Below are 20,237 nucleotides of genomic sequence, written 5' to 3'. Positions count from 1 at the left end.
AAGATGGCCCGCGTGACCTTGTTCAGCACGGCGGTCCGAGTGGCCGCCATCGCCGCCGCCGTCATCTCCGGAACAGCACTGCTGCCGTCGGCGCCGGCCAAGGCTGACCCGTGCCCGAACATCGAGGTGATCTTCGCCCGCGGCACGCACGACGACCCCGGCATGGGCCGGGTCGGCTCGGTCCTGGTCGACGCGCTGCAGCCCCTGGTCGGCGGCCGGACCGTCAGTGGATACGCCGTCGACTACCCGGCGTCCTACGACTTCCTCACCGCGCAGGATGGCGCCACCGACGCGCAGAACCGCATCGCGACGCTGGCGCAGCAGTGCCCCAGCACCAAGATCGTGCTCGGTGGCTACTCCCAGGGCGCGGCGGTGGTCGACATGCTGGCCGGCGTTCCGCCGCTGGGCGACCGGGTCGGCGAAGTCGGCTCCGCCCCGCCGCTACCCACTGAACTCGCGAGCCGGGTCGCGGCTGCCGCCGTATTCGGTAATCCGTCCGCCAAGTTCAGCCATCCCCTGGACTCCATGGGACTGTTCTCCAACCGCTCGGTGGATCTGTGCCTGTGGGGCGACCCGATCTGCTCGCGCGGCCGAAACCCGTTCGCGCACTCGCAGTACGAGTCGTCCGACTTCATCGGGCAGGCCGCGCAGTTCATCGCGTCACGCCTCTGACCTGCCCTTAAACGCCAGTCGCGGAACCACATCCGAAATCGCGGTTAATATTCGGTGTGATCATCAGTGCACTGCGCCGGGCCGTCGCCGGCACCGCCACCACCGTAATCATCGCCGGCATCACTGTGCTGACGCCGCCGTCGCTGGGTGTCGTTGGCACCGCCGCCGCTGCCAACTGCCCTGACATCGAGGTGACCTTCGCCCGCGGCACGAGCGAGGACCCCGGCCTGGGCCGGGTCGGCGGGGCCTTCGTGAACCAGTTGCGCAACAAGGTCGGCGGCCGGTCCGTGGGGGCCTATGCCGTCGTGTACCCCGCGTCGTACGACTTCCTGGCCGCGGCCGACGGGGCCAACGACGCCAGTGCTCACATCCAGTGGATGGCCGACAACTGCCCTAACACCCGCCAGGTGCTCGGCGGCTACTCGCAGGGCGCCGCCGTGATGGACGTCATCGGCGCCGTTCCGGTCCCCGGCGTCGGCTTCAACAACCCGTTGCCTCCCGAAGCCGCCGGCCACGTCGCAGCCATCGCGGTGTTCGGCAATCCCTCCGCCAAACTCGGACTGCCGTTGACCGCCAGCCCGGTGTGGGGCGGCAAGGTCATCGATCTGTGCAACCCGGGTGACCCGATCTGCCAGACCGACGGGGACAGCGTGCCCGCGCACAAGACCTACGCGGGTGGCCCGACCAACGACGCGGCCCACTTCGTCGCCGGATTGTTGTAAGGCTGGCATCTTTTCTCGACGAAGCCGTCAATTCGCCGGGATACCATCGGATTTGTGATCGGCCGCCGTACAACTGCAGTGCTGATCACCGTTCTGACCGTCGCCGTCGCGCCAATGTCCGTGCTAATCACGGACATTGGCGCGGCGAACGCAGCTGCCACCTGTGCCCCCGCCGAAGTGGTGTTCGCCCGGGGCCGGATGGAACCGGCCGGCCCCGGACAGGTCGGCGCCGCGTTCGTCACCGCGCTGCGTCAGCTCCGCGGCCCGAATATCGGTCTGTACCCGGTGAATTACCCGGCCGACACCCAGGTCGACGTGGGCGCCAACGACATGAGCCGGCGCGTGCAATGGCTTACCCGTAACTGCCCAGCCACCAAGATCGTGCTCGGCGGTTACTCATTGGGCGCCGCGGCCACCGATCTGGTTCTCGCGGTGCCCATTTCGGCGTTCACGTTCAACAACCCATTGCCGCGCGGCACCGATCAGCACATCGCGGCGGTGGCCCTCTTCGGCAACGGCGCCAACTGGGCCGTGCCCATCACCGCGCTGAGCCCGACGTATCAGAACCGAACCATCGACCTGTGTCATTCCGACGACCCGATCTGCAATCCGAGCAGCCCCTACAAATGGCGTACCGAGTGGCAGGATCACCTCGCGCCGGGCTATATCAACTCCGGGATGGTGAACCAGGCCGCAAAGTTCGTCGCGGCGCGCCTGTGACTCGCGGCTAGACTCCAGCCATGGCCACCCGCTTCGTCACGACGTCCGTTCGGTCTGCTGTCGCCCTGGTCGGCGCGGCAGCGTCCGTTGCCACCGGGCTGATGGTGTCGACGGCCGCAGCGCCGTCTGGATTCATCGGTGCCGCATCGGCAGCCCCGTGTCCGCAGGTGGAGGTTGTGTTCGCCCGGGGCCGCAACGAACGCCCGGGCGTCGGCCGGGTGGGAACCGCGTTCGTTGATGCATTGCGCGCCAAAACACCTCTGAATGTCGGGGTCTACGCGGTGAACTATCCCGCCAACGTCGAAATCGCGCAGGGCGCCAACGACATCAGCTCACGCATTCAGGACATGGCGGCGCGGTGTCCCGACACCCGGCTGGTCATCGGCGGGTACTCGCTGGGCGCCGCGTCGGCGGCCGTGGCATTGACCTCCGACGGCCGGGGTTGGGGATTCGACAGGCCACTGCCGCCGGGGATGGACCCTCATATCGCCGCCGTGGCGCTGTTCGGCAACGTCACCCACCGCATGGGCGGCTCCAACATCAGCCCGATCTACGTGGATCGCACCATCGACCAATGCAACGGCGCCGATCCCGTCTGCATGGACGGACTGCCCCAGACCATCGCCCAACTGCAGGGCGACTGGTTGAACCACTTGCAGGACGGTTACATCGGGTCCGGCATGGTCGATCAGGCCGCAGACTTCGTCGCCGCCCGCTTGGCACCGCCACCGCCACCCGCCCCGTGAGCTCAGCCGAGCGTGCGTAAATCCCGGGTGACGGTGATCCGCGACGCCAGCTGATCGTCGGGCGGGTAATCCACCGACACCAGCGTCAGGCCCAGCGCCGGCGCGGCCGCGTACTCGCTGGACCGGCTGTCGGCCGCCAAAAGGCCTGCGATCCAACCGGGTTCACGACGGCCCTCCCCCACTGCGAGCAGCGCGCCGACCAGCGAGCGCACCATGTTCCAGCAGAAGGCATCGGCTGTGACGTACGCGGTGACCAGATCACCCGAACGCTGCCACTGGAGCCGCTGCAGATCCCTGATAGTCGTCGCGCCCTCCCGGAATCGGCAGAACGCGGCAAAATCCTGCAGCCCCAACAACTCCTGTGAAGCGGCCGTCATCGCCTCCAGATCCAGCGGCCGCGACCACGGGGTGACGAAGCGGGCCTGTTGCGGCTCCACGCCGTACGGCGCCAGCGACAACCGATACTCGTAGTGCCGCCGCAACGCGGAGAACCGGGCGTCGAAACCTGGTGCCGCACGGACGATCTGACGTACCCGTACGTCAGCGGGCAGGAACCGCGCGAGTCGGCGCACCAACGGCAGGAACTCCGGGTCGCCGGGACGGGGCGTGCGCGGATACACGAATCGCAGTGCGGCAGCAGGCACGTCGACGTGCGCGACCTGACCGGTGGCGTGTACCCCGGTGTCGGTGCGGCCGGCGGTGACCAGGCGCACCGGCTCACGGAACACCGTCGACAGCGTCTCCTCGATGACGCCCGCGACCGTACGCTGCCCGACCTGCGGGGCCCAACCCGCGAATTCGGTGCCGTCGTACGAGATGTCCAGGCGCAAACGAACGTGCCCGCCATCGGATTCGATGGCGGGCACGTCGTTCACAGCCTGATTAGGACTTGGCCTCATCCTCGGTCGCTTCAGCCTCGGCCTCAGCGGTCTGAGCGTCGGCGATACCCTCGTCGGCAGCCTCGACCTCGGCAACCGGAGCCTCGACAGCGGCTTCCTCAGCGGGAGCCTCGGCCTCGGCAACCTTCGCCTGAGCGGCGGCGGCACGACGAGCGCGGTCGGCCTCGGAGACGACGGTCTTCTCCCGGACCAGCTCGATCACGGCCATGGGGGCGTTGTCGCCCTTGCGGTTCTCGACCTTGATGATGCGGGTGTAGCCGCCCTCGCGGTCCGCGAAGTGCGGTGCGATCTCGGCGAACAGGGTGTGCACCACGTCCTTGTCACGGATCTTCTTCATCACCTCGCGCCGGTTGTGCAGCGCGCCCTTCTTGGCGTGGGTGATGAGCTTCTCGGCGTACGGACGCAACGCCCGGGCCTTGGCATCAGTGGTCTTGATGCGGCCGTGCTCGAACAGCGAGGTGGCCAGGTTGGCCAGGAGCGCCTTCTGGTGTGAGGACGATCCGCCGAGGCGAGCACCCTTTGTGGGTTTGGGCATTGCAACTTCTCCTAATTGGGGCCGGCCCCCGTATCAGGTAGGGCCGGGACGGAATTTCTTTTTAGAGCTGTTCGGTTTCGGCGTAGTCCTGGTCGGCGTCCAGGTCGTAGCTGGCATCGCTGTTCCAGGTGCCGGTGGCCACGTCGTAGCCGGCGACCTGCGACGGGTCGAACGTGGCGGGGCTGTCCTTGAGCGACAGACCCAGCTGGTGCAGCTTGATCTTGACCTCGTCGATGGACTTCTGGCCGAAGTTACGGATGTCCAGCAGGTCCGACTCGGTACGCGAGACCAGCTCGCCGACGGTGTGCACACCCTCGCGCTTGAGGCAGTTGTACGACCGCACAGTCAGCTCCAGGTCGTCGATCGGCAACGCGAACGAGGCGATGTGGTCTGCCTCGGCCGGCGACGGGCCGATCTCGATGCCCTCGGCCTCGACGTTCAATTCACGTGCGAGCCCGAACAGCTCGACCAGCGTCTTGCCGGCCGAAGCCAGGGCGTCGCGCGGGGCGATCGAGTTCTTGGTCTCGACGTCGAGGATCAGCTTGTCGAAGTCGGTGCGCTGCTCGACGCGGGTGGCCTCCACCTTGTAGGTGACCTTCAGCACCGGCGAGTAGATCGAGTCGACCGGGATACGGCCGATCTCGGCACCCGAAGCCTTGTTCTGCACGGCCGGGACGTAACCGCGGCCGCGCTCGACGACGAGCTCGACCTCCAGCTTGCCCTTGTCGTTCAGCGTGGCGATGTGCATGTCCGGGTTGTGCACCGTCACACCGGCCGGGGGCACGATGTCACCGGCGGTGACGGCACCCGGGCCCTGCTTGCGCAGGTACATGGTGACCGGCTCGTCCTCTTCCGAGGAAACGACCAGGCCCTTGAGGTTCAGGATGATGTCGGTGACGTCTTCCTTGACCCCGGGGACCGTGGTGAACTCGTGCAGAACACCGTCGATACGGATGCTGGTGACCGCTGCGCCCGGAATGGACGACAGCAGCGTGCGCCGCAGCGAGTTGCCCAGGGTGTAACCGAAGCCCGGCTCCAGCGGTTCGATGGTGAACCGAGACCGGTTTTCGGCCAGCACGTCCTCGGACAGGGTGGGACGCTGTGAAATCAGCATTTTCTATCTCCTTCTCGGCACCCACTATTTGATGCCGGTTTGGTAGGTGCCCGCCCAGGATTGAGCGGGCCACCACGACCTCGAATTACTTCGAGTAGAACTCGACGATCAGCTGCTCGGTGAGCGGCACGACGATCTGGGCGCGCTCGGGCAGCTGGTGCACGAGGATGCGCTGACGCTCGCCGACAACTTGCAGCCACGACGGCACCGGACGCTCGCCGGCGACCTCGCGAGCGATCTGGAACGGCAGGGTGTTCAGCGACTTCGCCTTGACGTCGATGATGTCGTACTGCGACACCCGGTAGCTCGGGATGTTCACCTTGACACCGTTGACGGTGAAGTGACCGTGGCTGACCAGCTGACGGGCCATGCGGCGGGTACGGGCCAGGCCAGCGCGGTACACGACGTTGTCCAGACGGCTTTCGAGGATCTGCAGCAGGTTCTCACCAGTCTTGCCCGCCTTGCGGTTGGCTTCCTCGTAGTACTTGCGGAACTGCTTCTCCATGACGCCGTAGGTGAAGCGAGCCTTCTGCTTCTCCTGCAGCTGGGTGCGGTATTCGCTCTCCTTGATCCGCGCGCGGCCGTGCTGGCCGGGCGGGTAGGGGCGCTTTTCGAACGACTGATCGCCACCGACGAGGTCGACGCCGAGGCGGCGCGACTTGCGGGTGGCGGGTCCGGTATAACGAGCCATTCTTCAGATCCTCCCTAGACCCGGCGCCGCTTGGGCGGACGGCAGCCGTTGTGCGGCTGCGGCGTGACGTCGGAAATCGCGCCGACTTCGAGGCCGGCAGCCTGCAGCGAACGGATCGCGGTTTCGCGGCCCGAGCCCGGGCCCTTCACGAAGACGTCGACCTTCTTGACACCGTGCTCCTGCGCCTTGCGGGCAGCGTTCTCGGCAGCGAGCTGCGCGGCGAACGGGGTGCTCTTGCGCGAACCCTTGAAGCCGACGTGACCCGACGAGGCCCAGGCGATGACGTTGCCCTGGGGATCGGTGATCGAGACGATGGTGTTGTTGAACGTGCTCTTGATGTGAGCGGCGCCGTGCGGGACGTTCTTCTTTTCCCGGCGACGAGTGGGCTTGCCGCGCTTCGAAGCAGCGCCGGCTTTCTTGGTGGGTGCCATTTACTTACCTGGCCTTCTTCTTGCCGGCGATGGTGCGCTTCGGGCCCTTGCGGGTACGCGCGTTGGTCTTGGTGCGCTGGCCACGCACGGGCAGGCCACGACGGTGACGCAGGCCCTGGTAGCAACCGATCTCGATCTTGCGACGGATGTCGGCCTGCACCTCGCGGCGCAGGTCACCCTCGACCTTGAGGTTGCCTTCGATGTAGTCGCGCAGCTGGGTCACCTGGTCGTCGGTGAGTTCCTTGGTGCGCAGGTCCCGGTCGATGCCGGTGGCGGCCAGGATTTCCTGGCTGCGGGTACGGCCGATGCCGTAGATGTAGGTCAGCGCGATCTCCATGCGCTTGTCGCGCGGGAGATCAACGCCCATGAGGCGTGCCATCAGGCAGTGTTCCTTTTCGTTGCGGAGGTCTGTTCCCAGTCCGTTCCCCGTCTATCGGGGTCCGGCCTCCGTGCCGGACGTGGTTGAGAGCCGTCTGCCCTCAGTGGTACTGGGAGGTCTGCATTCAGTTTTGGGTGCTGCTTGAGCTGGTGTTTAGCCCTGCCGCTGCTTGTGCCGCGGATCGGAGCAGATCACCATGACCCGCCCATGCCGGCGAATCACCCTGCACTTGTCGCAGATCGGCTTGACGCTCGGGTTCACCTTCACGACTTAGCGATCCTTTTCTGGAGTTCTGAATTGGTGATGCTGGGCGTATTACTTGTAGCGGTACACGATGCGGCCACGGGACAGGTCGTACGGAGACAGCTCCACCACGACACGGTCCTCCGGCAGGATGCGGATGTAGTGCTGCCGCATCTTGCCGCTGATATGGGCGAGCACCTTGTGACCGTTCTCCAGCTCAATGCGGAACATCGCATTGGGCAGGGGCTCGATCACGCGACCCTCGACCTCGATGGCGCCGTCTTTCTTGGCCATACTCTTTGGTAATCCTCTGGTTCTTCGGTTTCGTATCTCATACGCCCGTGCTTGGCGCAGAGCCCACCCCGGCTACAAGAACGTGGACTTAATGCCAGGAAATTCCGTGGAACTTCAGAACAGAGCACGCGAGAGCCGGCGCAGAAGCTGCACCGTTGGTCCACGATACCCGCTCGGACCCCAGGTACCAAAATCCGCGAAGTGGCCCGGGCAACCCCAGGTGGGCTCATGGTATTCGCAAGTCAGGGCGCATAATGAACAACGATGACTGGACCCGCTTCCCCGGCCCGCAATCCGGTGATTCTCACCGTCGACGATGACCCCGCAGTGTCCCGGGCTGTTGCCCGCGACCTGCGCAAACACTACGGCGAACGCTATCGGATCGTACGCGCAGAATCCGGCCAGGACGCGCTGGTCGCGGTCAACGAGCTGCAGCTACGGGGCGACACCGTGGCGATGTTCATCGCCGACTACCAGATGCCCGAGATGAACGGCATCGACTTCCTGGAACTGGCCATGGATGTGTTCCCGCTGGCCCGGCGCGTGCTGCTGACCGCCTACGCCGACACCCACGCCGCGATCAACGCGATCAACCTCGTGGATCTGGACCACTATCTGCTCAAGCCGTGGGACCCGCCCGAGGAGAAGCTGTACCCGATCATCGACGGCCTGCTGGAGGCCTGGCACGAGGTCGGCGACCGCGCCGTCCCGCACACCAAGGTGATCGGCCACCGGTGGAATCCCCGCTCATGGGAGGTCCGCCAGTTCCTGGCCCGCAATCAGCACTACTACCGCGCGTACTCGTCGGACGAGGCCAAGGGCAAGCAGCTGCTGACCGCCGCCGGCCTGGACGGTCTCGAGCTGCCCGTGGTGATCTCCGAGCAAGGCGAGACGCTGGTCCAGCCGACGGACGCGCAGCTGGCCGGCATGCTCGGCCTGTCCACCACACCGTCACTGGAGATGTACGACCTGGCCGTCATCGGCGGTGGGCCCGCCGGCCTGGCGGCCGCCGTGTACGGCGCATCCGAGGGGCTGCGCACTGTCCTGATCGAGCGCACCACCACCGGCGGCCAGGCGGGCCGCAGTTCGCGGATCGAGAACTACCTGGGCTTCGAGACCGGAATCTCGGGCGCCGAGCTGACGACGTCGGCCCGGCGACAGGCCGAGCGCTTCGCCGCCGAGGTCATCACGACCCGTGAGGTCGTCGGGCTGGACGTCAGCGCGCTGGCCAGCAAGACCCTCACCTTCGACGACGGCCGGAGCATCACCGCCCGGTCCGTCATCCTGGCCACCGGCGTCGACTACCGGCACCTGCAGGTGAGTGGGTGCTGGGACAACCCCAACCCCGAGGGCGGCGTCGTCGCACCCAATTACGTCGGCAACGGCGTCTTCTACGGCGCCTCGGTGTCGCAGGCCTCCGAATGCGCCGGCGAGGACGTCTACATCGTGGGCGGCGCGAACTCGGCCGGCCAGGCCGCGATGTTCATGTCGCAGCAGGCCAAGTCGGTGACGCTGCTGGTGCGCGGCAAGTCGCTGGAGGCATCGATGTCCTACTACCTGATCCAGCAGATCGAGAACACACCCAACATCAGCGTCCGCACGTGCACCGAGGTGGTCGACACCTGCGGCGAGGACGGACACCTGACCGGGCTGTGGCTGGTGAACAACAGCACCGGCGAGCGCGAGCATGTCGAGTCAACGCGACTGTGCTGTTTCATCGGCGCCACCCCGCGGACACAGTGGCTGGAGGACGCCGGCATCGCCCGCGACGACCACGGTTTCATCCTCACCGGACCGGACCTCAAGGACGTGTGCGGCTGGACCCTGGACCGTCCGCCGCACCATCTGGAAACAAGTGTGCCCGGTGTTTTTGTTGCAGGTGATGTGCGCGCTGAATCGGCCAAACGGGTCGCGGCCGCAGTAGGCGAAGGCTCGATGGCAGTGATGCTGGTGCACCGGTATCTGGCCGAGACGTAGGAGGAGACCGGTATGGGCGAAACGTGCGCGCGTAGTGAACTGCGGACGCTGTTCCTGTTCGAGGCACTGACCGACGAGCAGTTGGACACGCTGTGCGCCAACGGTCACATCGCCACGTTCGAACCCGGCCCGGTGTGCGTCGAGGGGGAACCGGCGACGTGTTTCTACGTGATGCTCGACGGCGAACTGGTGATGTCGATGAAGTCCGGCGGCATCGACATCGAGACCAACCGCACGTCCATGCGCGGCGTGTACTGCGGCGCCTGGTCGGCCTACATCCCCGATGAACAGCCCGTATACGAGGCGTCGGTGCGGGTGACCAAGACGTCTCGGTTCTTCGTCCTGGACGCCAACGCCTATGCCGACTTCATGCGTTCGGAATTCCCCATGGCGGTACACCTGTTGGAGGGCCACAAGGTCGGCGGCCGGCGCGGGCGACAGATCGTCGGCCAACGGGAAAAACTTCTCGCCCTGGGACAACTGTCGGCGGGCCTGACCCACCAGCTGAACAACCCGGCGGCCGCGACCGCCCGCGCCGTGGCCGACCTGCACGACCGGATCGGCAAGATGCGGCACAAACTCGCCATGCTGGCCGACGGCCAGGTCAGCCCGCAGTCGCTGCGAGTACTGGTGGGCATCCAGGAAGGCGTCGCCGACCAGGTGGCCAAGGCCAGAACCCAGGAGCTGTCGGCCATCGAGGCGTCCGACCGAGAAGACCAGATCGGCGAATGGCTGGAGGACCACGGCATCGCGGCCGCCTGGGACTACGCCCCCACTTTCGTGGACGCCGGCCTGGATGTCGCGTGGCTGGAAGGCATTTCGTCGTCGCTCGGCGACGGCGACTCGTCTGCGACGCTGCAGGGCGCGCTGGGCTGGTTGAAATACACCATCGACACCGAGCTGCTGATGCACGAGATCTCCGAAGCGAGTAAACGGATTTCGACTCTGCTGGCCGGCGCCAAGCAGTACTCGCAGATGGACCGTGCGCCCTACCAGAGCGCCAACGTGCACGACCTCTTGCGCAGCACGCTGATGATGTTCGGTGACCGCATCGGCAAGGACGGCACCACCTGCGTCAAGGTGGTCAAGGAGTACGACCCCGCGCTCCCCGAATTGCAGTGCTACCCAGCCGATCTGAACCAGGTGTGGACCAACATCATCGACAACGCGCTGCAGGCGATGACGGGCTGTGGGGTGCTGACCATCCGGACCAAGCGCGTCGGCGAGGACAGCGTCCGGATCGAGTTCAACGACAACGGCCCGGGCATTCCCCCCGACGTCATCGAGCGCATCTTCACACCGTTCTTCACCACCAAACCGTTCGGTGAGGGCACGGGGCTGGGGCTCGACCTGGCGTGGCGCATCGTCTGCGAAAAGCACCACGGGAACATCTACGTCGAGTCCAAGCCGGGAGACACCACGTTCATCGTCACGCTGCCCGTGCACGCACCGGCGCCGGAAGAGTTCGCGGCCGGGGCTGCGGGATAGTTCGGATCACCGAGCACCGAACGGAATAGCCACCCGCGCCCGGGAGTTGCCGCAGAGGTGACCAAACCAGACCTTGGACGCTACGGCGTATTCGGGCGCGGCGCGACGCCGCAACAGGCAACGGAAATCGAAGCGCTGGGCTACGGCGCCATCTGGGTCGGGGGATCCCCGCCCGCGGAGCTGGACTGGGTCGAGCCGCTCCTCGGCGCGACAGAGCGGCTGAAGGTCGCGACGGGCATCGTCAATATCTGGACGGCGGCGGCCGGGCCGGTGGCCGAGTCGTTCCACCGCATCAACACTGCCTATCCGGGCCGGTTCGTGCTCGGTATCGGCGTCGGCCACCCCGAGGCGCACACCGAGTACCGCAAGCCCATCGACGCGCTGAACGAGTACCTCGACAAGCTCGACGAATACGGCGTGCCGAAGGAGCAGCGCCTCGTGGCCGCGCTGGGCCCACAGGTGCTGAAACTCTCGGCCCGGCGCAGCGCCGGCGCCCACCCCTACCTGACCACTCCGGAGCACACCGCCCAAGCCCGTGAGTTGATGGGACCGGACCCGTTCCTGGCGCCCGAGCACAAGGCGGTCCTGACAACGGATGCGGGCAAGGCCCGGGCGGTGGGGCGCAAGGCCCTGGAGATTTACCTCAACTTGAACAATTACCTGAACAGCTGGAAGCGGTTGGGGTTCACTGACTCCGACGTCGCCAAGCCGGGTAGCGACCGGCTCGTCGACGCGGTGGTCGCCTACGGCACGGTCGACGCGATCGCCGCCCGGCTGAAGCAACACCTCGACGCCGGCGCCGACCACGTGCCGGTTCAGGTACTGACCGCGCCCGAGAACTTGGTACCCGCACTGACCGAACTCGCCGGCCCGCTGGGCCTGCGGTAACTGGAGGGATCACAGATGAGCCAGTTGAACCTGGGCCGCTTCGGGGTGTGGACGTTCGGCGCCCCCACGCCCGAGCAGGCCGCGGAGATCGAGAAGTTGGGGTACGGCGCGGTCTGGCCCGGCGGCTCCCCCGCCGGCGACCTGGCGTTCGTCGAACCGCTCCTGGCCGCGACCGAGAAGCTGCAGGTGGCCACCGGCATCCTCAACGTGTGGACCGCGCCGGCGGCGCAGGTCGCCGAGTCGTACCACCGGATCGAGGCCGCATATCCGGGCCGGTTCGTGTTGGGCGTCGGCATCGGCCACCCCGAACACACCAAGGAATACCGCAAGCCCTACGACGTCCTCGTCGAGTATCTCGACGACCTGGACGCCGCAGGCATTCCGGTGGGGCGCCGAGTGGTCGCCGCGCTGGGCCCGAAGGTGTTGCGCCTGGCGGCCGATCGCAGCGCCGGCGCGCACCCGTACCTGACCACCCCGGAGCACACGGCCGAGGCGCGCAAACTCATCGGCCCCGACGCGTTCCTCGCACCTGAGCACAAGGTCGTGCTGACCGACGGTTCGGCCGAAGCCACCGCGGAAGCCCGGGCCATCGGCCGACAGACCATCGACTTCTATCTGAATCTCAGTAACTACCTGAACAATTGGCGCCGACTCGGCTTCTCCGAGGACGACATCTCCAAGCCGGGTAGCGACGCGTTGATCGACGCGGTGGTCGCCCACGGCACAGCCGACGCCATCGCCGCCCGGCTGACCGAGCATCTCGACGCCGGCGCCGATCACGTGGCCATTCAGGTGCTGGGCGGCTGGGACAAACTGGTGCCGACGCTGACGGCGCTGGCGGGTCCGCTGAGCTTGCGGGGATAGCCCAGGCGCTCAGCGCGGTTGGTCCTGCAGGTCGTGGCCGTCCTGGTCGTGGTGCTGCCAGATGCGGCGCGGCCAGTTCCAGTGCGGCCGGCCCTGCGCCGGCTTCGGGCTCGCTGAGCCTGCCGGCGTGGCGGCCGGTTGCGTCGGGGCCACAGCTTTCGGTGGCACCCCGACCGGAAGTGTGACCACGTTGACGACCGGTACCGGCGCCGCGACATGACTGGCGGTCGGCAGCGGCGCGGGCGCCGGCGGGACATACGGAGCCGACTTGGTGTGGTCGACGACGGCCAGCGGCGTCGACGGCGAGTCATTGCCGCCCAGCACGATGGCACCGAGCGCGGCGACCACGGTGACCCCGCCGAACAACATCCCGACGATCGCCATCCGGCTGATCCGCGGCTTCGCTGTCGTCGGGGCCACGGCGGCCGGGTGCACGACGACGGGCGCGGGCGCGTCGGCTTCGGCCCCGTCTGCCAGCGACCAAGCCAGCGCGCTCATCGGCATCGTCGGCGCCCCATGAATGCTTCCGCCGGCGGTGTCAGGGGTGAACACCAGGTCGGGGAAGGTGGCGGTCAACGTGGTGGACATGGTGTTCTCCTGGGTCTGCCGTGCTGCCCTGGTGGGCTGCTCTCACAAGTAGGAGCAGTAGGGCCCCGACATCGGGACAACTTTTCGGAGAACTGTTCTCAGTAGATGATCGGCGGCTGCGTCGTCGTCACCGGCGCGGGTTCGACCGGGCCGACCGGAGGCACCGGCGGCCGTGGCCGAGGCGGCTTCGGCGTCCCGGACGGCGGCGGGGGTGGTGGCGGCGGCTCGGTGGTGATGGGCGGCGCCGGGCTCGGCGACGGTTGTTCGCTGATGATCGGCGGCCGATGACGGCGCGGCGGCAGCGGTGATGGCTCAGGAGCTATCACCGGCGGGGCCGGCGGCAGGGGCACCGGGGACTGCTGCGGCGGCGGAACCGTCCGCGGCGGACGCGTCACGGGTGGCTCGGCGGGAGCCGTCACCACGGCCGTCGGGGCGGACGGCTGCACCGGGACGGACATGGAGACCGGGTTCTCGGGCGCGCGGCTGGACGACGGCGTCACGGAACTGATCACCCCCTGCGGCGTGACAGGAGCGTGCGTCTCGTACCGCCAGGCGATGGTCAGCGCCAACACGATCAGGGGAATGCCGACCAGCAGTGACATGGTCAGCATCACGCGGCCGGCAGGCTGGGCGGCGGTGGGTTCCCCGTCGGCCTCGTCGACCGCGGCGAACTGCTCGGTCGGCGCATCCGGCACCGAATCTCGCGCCTCGGTAGGAGCGCCGTTCAGATCGGTGGTCGCGGACGTCAGCTGAATGTGGCTCAGCGTGCGGTCGCGCAGCCAAGCCGGGGCCGGGATGAACAGCGGTGTGCCGCCGAGCAGCGCGACGGGGTTGACCAGCCGTCGACGGTCCTGCTCACAGACGGCGCAGCCCTCGATGTGCCGGGCGATGCGCTTGCGCATCAGGATGGTGAACGTGCCGTCCCAACCCGCAAGGATGGCGCCGAGCTCCGGGCAACTGTTACCGGCCTGGCCACGGCGGGCGACGAGCAGCGCGCCGAGCGACCGTTCCATCGTGTCGCGGAGCCGCTGCATGATCTTGTTGGCGCTGGCTGTGCTGACGCCGAGCGCCTCGGCGAGTTCAGGTCCGTCGAGCCCGTGGCGGTAACCCAGCTCCAGCACCGAGCGGTCGCGGTCGGACAAACCGCCGGCCGCCTCGGCGACCAGTTGTGCCAGTTCATTGCGGGCGGCCAGGGTGTCCGGCCCGGCATCGCCGGACGCTTCCTCGGGCAGGTCTTCGGACGGTTCTTCCCGGCGCCGCTGCCGGATGCGGCGCAGCGCCTCGTTGCGGGCGATCGCGTACAGCCAGGGCCGCAGCTTGTCGGGTTCCCGCAACTTGTTCAAAGCTGTTGCCGCGGTGCAGAACACGTCCTGGACGCAGTCTGCCGCGGCTTCCCGGTCCCGGACCATACCCACGCAGTAGTCGTGCAGCCGGTCGGCGTAGCGGTCGTAGATGCCGGCGAACGCCGCACGGTCGCCTGAGAGTGCGGCGCCGACCAAGTCGGCGTCGCTGACGATGTCCCAATCTGGCACTGCGGTCATGAGACGCGCTCCCATACCGATCTGTCGCCGGTATCCAGTGATGCTAGTCCAGCGAAGGCGAGCTGATTCGCCGATTCATGTGCACCGGCGGCTGAGTTCAAAGAGGAAAACGAGTGCAGCCCGGGTCCGGTTCAACGCCGGGCCCGGCTGCGCCTCGTCGGATTGCCGCCGACGTCGGGGCGGTCACGATCAGTCAGTGGTGCTCGTGCTCGTGCCAGTGGTGATCCCAGTCGGGGAAGTAGAAGTGGCAGTGCTCCCAGTCCCACCACGCCCACGAGCAGTAGTCGTAGTCGTACCAGAAATGTTGGGGGGCGGGGGGCAGCGGCTGGGCCTGGGCGGTGCCTGTCGTCATGCCCAGCGCGGCCAGGGCCATGCTGCCGGACAACACTGCTGCCGCGGCGGCCCGCTTGGCCAGTGACTGCCGCTTGACCGGGGTGTTGTTGATGTTCATTTCGTGCTCCTTGTTCAGGTGGTGCAGGTGCCCGAGTGGGCTCTGTCATAGGTAGGAGCGCGGCCACCGGCAAGCTCGGACACTTTTTCCAAGAGATTTTTTCGGTGAATTTCAGTCGAGCCGCACACAGCGTGGGTGCGGCTCCCGAGAATGACGACCGCGTTGCGTACCAGCGGAATTCGGACGGTACCGACAGCCCCTTGCCAAGCCACGACCAAATTACTAGGATATGCAAGTATCTCGGCCCGAGTCGAGAACCCGAACTCTGCTCACCTTTGGACGGACGTCATGACGACCCAGATTCCGCACTTCATCAACGGACAGCGCACCACCGGCGAATCCACCCGCACCGCCGACGTGCTCAACCCCAGCACCGGGCAGACCCAGGCCCAGGTGCTCCTCGCGTCGGTCGCCGACGTCGACGCCGCGGTGGCGGGTGCCGTTGTCGCACAACGGGAGTGGGCGTCCTGGAACCCGCAGCGCCGGTCGCGCGTGCTGATGAAGTTCATCGACCTGGTCAATCAGAACAAGGACGAGTTGGCCCGGCTGCTGTCCCTGGAGCACGGCAAGACCTTCGAGGACTCCCTCGGCGACATCCAGCGCGGCGTCGAGGTGATCGAGTTCGCCGTCGGCATCCCGCACCTGATGAAGGGCGAGTTCACCGAGGGCGCCGGATCCGGGATCGACGTGTACTCCATGCGGCAGCCGCTCGGCGTCGTCGCCGGCATCACGCCGTTCAACTTCCCCGCCATGATCCCGCTGTGGAAGGCCGGACCCGCGCTGGCGTGCGGCAACGCCATCATCATCAAGCCGTCCGAGCGCGACCCCTCGGTGCCGCTGCGCCTCGCCGAGCTGTTCATCGAGGCCGGTCTGCCGGCCGGCGTCCTGCAGGTGGTCAACGGCGACAAGGAAGCCGTCGACGCCATCCTGGCGCACCCCGACGTCAAGGCCGTCGGCTTCGTCGGCAGCACGGACATCGCGCAGTACATCTACTCGACCGCCGCCGCCAACGGCAAGCGGGCGCAGTGCTTCGGCGGCGCCAAGAACCACATGATCGTCATGCCCGACGCCGACCTGGACCAGGCCGTCGACGCACTGATCGGCGCCGGCTACGGCAGCGCGGGCGAGCGCTGCATGGCCATCAGCGTGGCGGTGCCTGTGGGCGAGGAGACGGCAAACCGGTTGCGCAACAAGCTCGTTGAGCGCGTCAACCAGCTGCGGGTCGGCCACAGCCTGGACCCCAAGGCCGACTACGGCCCACTGGTCACCGGTGCCGCCCTGGCACGGGTGCGCAATTACATCGGCCAGGGCGTCGACGCCGGCGCCGAGCTGGTGGTCGACGGCCGCGAACGCGCCAGCGACGACCTGACGTTCGACGACTCCGACTTGTCGGGCGGCTTCTTCATGGGCCCCACCCTGTTCGACCACGTCACCCCCGACATGTCGATCTACACCGACGAAATCTTCGGGCCGGTCCTGGTGATCGTGCGCGCCAAGGACTACGAAGAGGCACTGCGCCTGCCGTCGGAACACGAGTACGGCAACGGCGTCGCGGTGTTCACCCGCGACGGCGACACCGCCCGCGACTTCGTGTCGCGCGTGCAGGTCGGCATGGTCGGCGTCAACGTGCCGATCCCGGTTCCGGTGTCCTACCACAGCTTCGGCGGCTGGAAGCGGTCCGGCTTCGGCGACCTCAACCAGTACGGGACAGCGTCGATCCAGTTCTACACCAAGGTCAAGACCGTCACCGAGCGCTGGCCGTCGGGCATCAAGGACGGGGCCGAGTTCTCGATCCCGACCTTCAAGTAAGGGCCGGCGTTGAGCATCGATCTCTTCGGACTGGACGACGACGAACGCGTGATCGCCGAGACGGCGGCCGCGTTCGCCGAAAAACGGCTGGCGCCAAACGCTTTGGCGTGGGATGCCGACGACCACTTCCCCACCGACGTGCTGCGGGAGGCGGCCGAGCTGGGCATGGCGGCCATCTACTGCAGCGACGACGTGGGCGGTAGTGGGCTGCGACGGTTGGACGGCGTGCGGATTTTCGAGCAGCTCGCCGCCGCCGACCCGACCATCGCGGCGTTCCTGTCCATCCACAACATGTGCGCATGGATGGTGGACAGCTACGGCACCGGCGAACAGCGCAAGACCTGGCTGCCGAAGCTCGCGTCGATGGAGGCCATCGCCAGCTACTGCCTGACCGAGCCGGGTGCCGGCAGCGACGCGGCGGCCTTGCGCACCAAGGCCGTTCGGGATGGCGACTACTACGTGCTGGACGGCGTCAAGCAGTTCATCTCCGGCGCGGGCGTCTCGGACGTCTACGTCGTGATGGCCCGCACGGGTGCGGACGGACCACGCGGCATCTCGGCATTCATCGTCGAAAAGGACACGCCCGGACTGAGTTTCGGTGCCAACGAGGAGAAGATGGGCTGGCACGCCCAGCCCACCGCCCAGGTGATCCTGGAAGGCGTGCGGGTGCCGGCCGAGGCCATGCTCGGCGGCTCGGACGGCGAGGGCGCCGGTTTCTCCATCGCGATGAACGGCCTCAACGGCGGCCGCCTCAACATCGCCGCCTGCTCCCTCGGCGGAGCGCAGGCCGCCTACGACAAGGCGCTCGGTTATCTGGCCTCGCGCGAGGCGTTCGGTTCGGCACTGATCGACGAGCCGACCATCCGCTTCACCCTCGCCGAGATGGCGACGGCCCTGGAGACCTCACGAAACATGTTGTGGCGGGCGGCAACTGCCCTCGACACCAACAATCCGCGCAAGGTCGAACTGTGCGCAATGGCCAAGCTGCACGTCACCGAGGCCTGTTACACGGTGGCCGACCAGGCACTGCAATTGCACGGCGGCTACGGCTACCTGCGCGAGTACGGGCTGGAAAAGATCGTCCGCGATCTCCGGGTGCACCGCATCCTGGAGGGGACAAACGAGATCATGCGTGTGGTCATCGGGCGAGCTGCCTCTGCTGTCGCGCGTAAACCGGCATAACGAGAACGAGAGAGGACCGTCGATGGCGACGATTGCATTCCTGGGCCTGGGCCACATGGGCGGCCCCATGGCGGCCAACCTGATCGCGGCCGGGCACCCCGTGCGGGGCTTCGACCCGGTGCCCGCCGCGGCGCAGGCGGCACGGGACCACGGTGCGACCACCTTCGACAGCGGCCCCGAGGCGGTGGCCGGCGCCGACGTCGTCATCACGATGCTGCCGGGCGGCGACCTGGTGAAGAGCTGCTACGCCGATGTCATGCCCGCCGCGGCCCCGGGCGCGCTGTTCATCGACTCCTCCACCATCTCGGTCGACGACGCCCGCGAGGTGCACCGCCTGGCCGGTGAGCGCGGCTTCGCTCAGCTGGACGCCCCGGTGTCCGGCGGCGTGAAAGGCGCGACGGCCGGCACGCTGGCGTTCATGGTCGGCGGCGAGCCCGAGGCCTTCGAGCGCGGGCGTGCGGTGCTCGAGCCGATGGCCGGCAAGATCATCCACTGCGGCGATTCCGGTGCCGGCCAGGCCGCCAAGGTCTGCAACAACATGGTGCTCGCCGTCCAGCAGATCGCGATCGGCGAAGCGTTCGTGCTCGCCGAGCATCTCGGCCTGGACAAGCAGTCGTTGTTCGACGTGATCACCGGGGCCACCGGCAACTGCTGGGCCGTCCAGGTGAACTGCCCCGTACCCGGACCGGTACCCACCTCCCCGGCGAACAATGATTTCCAGCCCGGCTTCGCCACCGCCCTGATGAACAAGGACCTGGGCCTGGCGATGGCTGCAGTGCGCTCGACGGGGTCGTCGGCACCCCTTGGTAGCCACGCGGCGGACATCTACGCAAAGTTTGCCGCCGAGCACGCCGATCTCGACTTCAGCGCGGTAATCAATCTGCTGCGTCAATGACGTCGTCCCACCATTACCGCACGTCACAGTGGTATTCGTTAGTTAACTGTGACATCGCGCGCGTTAGGGCATAGGATGCGTGGGTCGCACAGGGAGGATTCGCGCCGCATGACTTTCAAACTTTTCGCCCGGGGGGCAACCGTCTCCGCAACGGCGGTTGCTGTCGCGCTCTGCGGAGCCGGCGTCGCGTTCGCATCGCCCGACCCGGTGAGCCCTGACAGCCAGGATTCGTCGCAGCAGCAGAACAGCAAGAACAACGAGTCGGCCACCACCCCGTCGGGTGACGTCGGCACGGCCAACACCAAGAACGTCTCCAACTCGCCCTCGAGCTCCACCGCGGGCCACACCGGCAAGACGGCGCGCAACAACGACAACGGCCTCGACTGGGGTGACGACTGGAGCCTGGGCGGCTTCCCGCCGATCAACCTCTCCAGCATGCAGCCGCCGGAGGCCACCGTCGCCATCCCGCTGTCGCTGGGCCTGCCCGGCTTGAGCCTGCCCAGCCTGGTGGTCGACGCCGGCCTCGGTGGTCTGGTCACGGGCCTCGCGGGCCTCGCCCTGGGTAATCTCGCGGTGCCCGCCGCCGCAGTTCCCACCGCCGCCACCGCGGTGGCTCCGGTCGCGACCGCCGCGACCTTCGGCACCATGTCCGCCGTCAGCGACATCGCGAAGGTCTCGTCCGTGGCTGCCGCGGCTCCGGCGATCGCTGCCCCGGCCATCGCGGCTCCGGCTGTGGGCGGACTGCCGGCCCTGGGTGCTCCGGCGCTGCCGGCCCTCGGTGTACCGGCACTCGGCTCGCTCACGGCGCTCGCCGCGCCGAAGCTGCCCCCCATCGGCATGCCGCAGCTGCCGCCTGGCGTCGGCCTGCCGAAGATGCCTGGTGTTGGCATGCCGCAGATGCCGGACTTCACCAAGCTGCCGGCCCCGCAGATGCCGGACCTGACCAAGCTGCCGTCACCGCAGATCGGTATGCCGCAGCTGCCGCCGCCTCCGCCGATCGGTCTGCCGTCGATTGGTCTGCCGAAGATCGGTCTGCCGTCGATCGGCCTGCCGAGCATCGGTCTCCCGCACTTCTGATCGGCCAAGTCGAGGGGGGGGACAAAGCCAC

Annotated in this window: 23 protein-coding genes; 12 read left to right on the top strand and 11 right to left on the bottom strand. The window is 67.4% G+C overall.

All coding sequences use genetic code 11. The annotated features are described in order from the left end of the window. Positions 1–3 precede the first annotated feature (3 nt). The 4 genes from AC3WTE_RS23775 to AC3WTE_RS23760 all read left to right on the top strand — a co-directional run bounded on the left by AC3WTE_RS23775 (position 4) and on the right by AC3WTE_RS23760 (position 2,860). The gene (locus AC3WTE_RS23775) at positions 4–672 is read left to right on the top strand and encodes a cutinase family protein (protein WP_492441467.1); all 669 of its coding nucleotides are present in this window, start codon (positions 4–6) and stop codon (positions 670–672) included. Between the two features lie 56 nt (positions 673–728). Then, positions 729–1,394: a cutinase family protein gene (locus tag AC3WTE_RS23770; RefSeq protein WP_492441465.1), complete on the top strand. Its 666-nt coding sequence runs from the start codon at positions 729–731 to the stop codon at positions 1,392–1,394. A gap of 114 nt (positions 1,395–1,508) precedes the next feature. Further along, positions 1,509–2,114 (top strand): cutinase family protein, encoded by a 606-nt coding sequence (locus AC3WTE_RS23765; protein WP_492441579.1) that lies wholly within the window; start codon positions 1,509–1,511, stop codon positions 2,112–2,114. A gap of 20 nt (positions 2,115–2,134) precedes the next feature. After that, positions 2,135–2,860, top strand: coding sequence for a cutinase family protein (locus AC3WTE_RS23760; protein WP_492441463.1), 726 nt, complete (start codon positions 2,135–2,137; stop codon positions 2,858–2,860). Positions 2,861–2,862: 2 nt separating this feature from the next. Here the strand turns inward: AC3WTE_RS23760 and truA are convergent, their stop codons facing one another. From truA to infA, 8 genes are all read right to left on the bottom strand, one after another. Then, entirely contained in the window at positions 2,863–3,759 is an 897-nt protein-coding gene (gene truA, locus AC3WTE_RS23755) for a tRNA pseudouridine(38-40) synthase TruA (RefSeq protein WP_492441461.1), read from the bottom strand. Beyond that, a complete protein-coding gene (gene rplQ / locus AC3WTE_RS23750; protein ID WP_492441459.1) occupies positions 3,743–4,294 on the bottom strand; it encodes a 50S ribosomal protein L17 in 552 nt (183 codons plus the stop codon). Before rplQ ends, truA begins: the two co-directional genes overlap by 17 nt. 61 nt (positions 4,295–4,355) lie before the next feature. Continuing rightward, the gene (locus AC3WTE_RS23745) at positions 4,356–5,408 is read right to left on the bottom strand and encodes a DNA-directed RNA polymerase subunit alpha (protein ID WP_020101463.1); all 1,053 of its coding nucleotides are present in this window, start codon (positions 5,406–5,408) and stop codon (positions 4,356–4,358) included. An 85-nt stretch (positions 5,409–5,493) separates the two neighbouring features. After that, complete coding sequence (rpsD, locus tag AC3WTE_RS23740) at positions 5,494–6,099, bottom strand: 30S ribosomal protein S4 (protein WP_459366618.1); 606 nt, start codon at positions 6,097–6,099, stop codon at positions 5,494–5,496. Positions 6,100–6,113: 14 nt separating this feature from the next. Next, positions 6,114–6,530: a 30S ribosomal protein S11 gene (gene rpsK, locus AC3WTE_RS23735; RefSeq protein ID WP_020101461.1), complete on the bottom strand. Its 417-nt coding sequence runs from the start codon at positions 6,528–6,530 to the stop codon at positions 6,114–6,116. A 4-nt stretch (positions 6,531–6,534) separates the two neighbouring features. After that, on the bottom strand, positions 6,535–6,909 hold the full coding sequence (gene rpsM, locus AC3WTE_RS23730) for a 30S ribosomal protein S13 (protein WP_073696973.1): 375 nt from the start codon (positions 6,907–6,909) through the stop codon (positions 6,535–6,537). Between the two features lie 153 nt (positions 6,910–7,062). Next, a complete protein-coding gene (gene rpmJ, locus AC3WTE_RS23725; protein WP_003879483.1) occupies positions 7,063–7,176 on the bottom strand; it encodes a 50S ribosomal protein L36 in 114 nt (37 codons plus the stop codon). A 48-nt stretch (positions 7,177–7,224) separates the two neighbouring features. After that, on the bottom strand, positions 7,225–7,446 hold the full coding sequence (gene infA, locus AC3WTE_RS23720; protein WP_003886926.1) for a translation initiation factor IF-1: 222 nt from the start codon (positions 7,444–7,446) through the stop codon (positions 7,225–7,227). Between the two features lie 264 nt (positions 7,447–7,710). On the opposite strand from infA, the gene AC3WTE_RS23715 reads away from it, so the two are divergent. From AC3WTE_RS23715 to AC3WTE_RS23700, 4 genes are read left to right on the top strand one after another with little or no spacing between them, the layout of a single operon-like run. Next, entirely contained in the window at positions 7,711–9,423 is a 1,713-nt protein-coding gene (locus AC3WTE_RS23715; RefSeq protein WP_459366619.1) for an NAD(P)/FAD-dependent oxidoreductase, read from the top strand. 12 nt (positions 9,424–9,435) lie between these two features. After that, positions 9,436–10,911 carry an ATP-binding protein gene (locus tag AC3WTE_RS23710; RefSeq protein ID WP_492441456.1) on the top strand — a complete coding sequence of 492 codons (1,476 nt, stop codon included), beginning with the start codon at positions 9,436–9,438 and terminating at the stop codon, positions 10,909–10,911. 57 nt (positions 10,912–10,968) lie between these two features. Further along, the gene (locus AC3WTE_RS23705; RefSeq protein WP_492441454.1) at positions 10,969–11,799 is read left to right on the top strand and encodes an LLM class F420-dependent oxidoreductase; all 831 of its coding nucleotides are present in this window, start codon (positions 10,969–10,971) and stop codon (positions 11,797–11,799) included. A gap of 15 nt (positions 11,800–11,814) precedes the next feature. Further along, positions 11,815–12,663: an LLM class F420-dependent oxidoreductase gene (locus tag AC3WTE_RS23700; protein ID WP_492441452.1), complete on the top strand. Its 849-nt coding sequence runs from the start codon at positions 11,815–11,817 to the stop codon at positions 12,661–12,663. A gap of 9 nt (positions 12,664–12,672) precedes the next feature. Here the strand turns inward: AC3WTE_RS23700 and AC3WTE_RS23695 are convergent, their stop codons facing one another. The 3 genes from AC3WTE_RS23695 to AC3WTE_RS23685 all read right to left on the bottom strand — a co-directional run bounded on the left by AC3WTE_RS23695 (position 12,673) and on the right by AC3WTE_RS23685 (position 15,243). Then, positions 12,673–13,251: a hypothetical protein gene (locus AC3WTE_RS23695; RefSeq protein WP_492441450.1), complete on the bottom strand. Its 579-nt coding sequence runs from the start codon at positions 13,249–13,251 to the stop codon at positions 12,673–12,675. A 98-nt stretch (positions 13,252–13,349) separates the two neighbouring features. Continuing rightward, a complete protein-coding gene (locus AC3WTE_RS23690; RefSeq protein ID WP_492441449.1) occupies positions 13,350–14,792 on the bottom strand; it encodes an RNA polymerase sigma factor in 1,443 nt (480 codons plus the stop codon). A gap of 193 nt (positions 14,793–14,985) precedes the next feature. Continuing rightward, positions 14,986–15,243: a hypothetical protein gene (locus AC3WTE_RS23685; RefSeq protein WP_492441447.1), complete on the bottom strand. Its 258-nt coding sequence runs from the start codon at positions 15,241–15,243 to the stop codon at positions 14,986–14,988. A 288-nt stretch (positions 15,244–15,531) separates the two neighbouring features. Here AC3WTE_RS23685 and AC3WTE_RS23680 point away from each other — a divergent pair, with 288 nt between their 5' ends. The 4 genes from AC3WTE_RS23680 to AC3WTE_RS23665 all read left to right on the top strand — a co-directional run bounded on the left by AC3WTE_RS23680 (position 15,532) and on the right by AC3WTE_RS23665 (position 20,206). After that, positions 15,532–17,052, top strand: coding sequence for a CoA-acylating methylmalonate-semialdehyde dehydrogenase (locus AC3WTE_RS23680; RefSeq protein ID WP_492441446.1), 1,521 nt, complete (start codon positions 15,532–15,534; stop codon positions 17,050–17,052). Between the two features lie 15 nt (positions 17,053–17,067). Further along, on the top strand, positions 17,068–18,234 hold the full coding sequence (locus AC3WTE_RS23675; protein WP_492441577.1) for an acyl-CoA dehydrogenase family protein: 1,167 nt from the start codon (positions 17,068–17,070) through the stop codon (positions 18,232–18,234). 22 nt (positions 18,235–18,256) lie between these two features. Continuing rightward, positions 18,257–19,129, top strand: coding sequence for a 3-hydroxyisobutyrate dehydrogenase (mmsB, locus tag AC3WTE_RS23670; RefSeq protein ID WP_492441444.1), 873 nt, complete (start codon positions 18,257–18,259; stop codon positions 19,127–19,129). Positions 19,130–19,237: 108 nt separating this feature from the next. Then, a complete protein-coding gene (locus AC3WTE_RS23665; protein WP_492441442.1) occupies positions 19,238–20,206 on the top strand; it encodes a hypothetical protein in 969 nt (322 codons plus the stop codon). Positions 20,207–20,237 lie beyond the last annotated feature (31 nt).

The organism is Mycobacterium sp. FW102-FHT13B02 (assembly GCF_058790275.1).
This window is presented reverse-complemented; position numbering and strand designations above follow the sequence as displayed.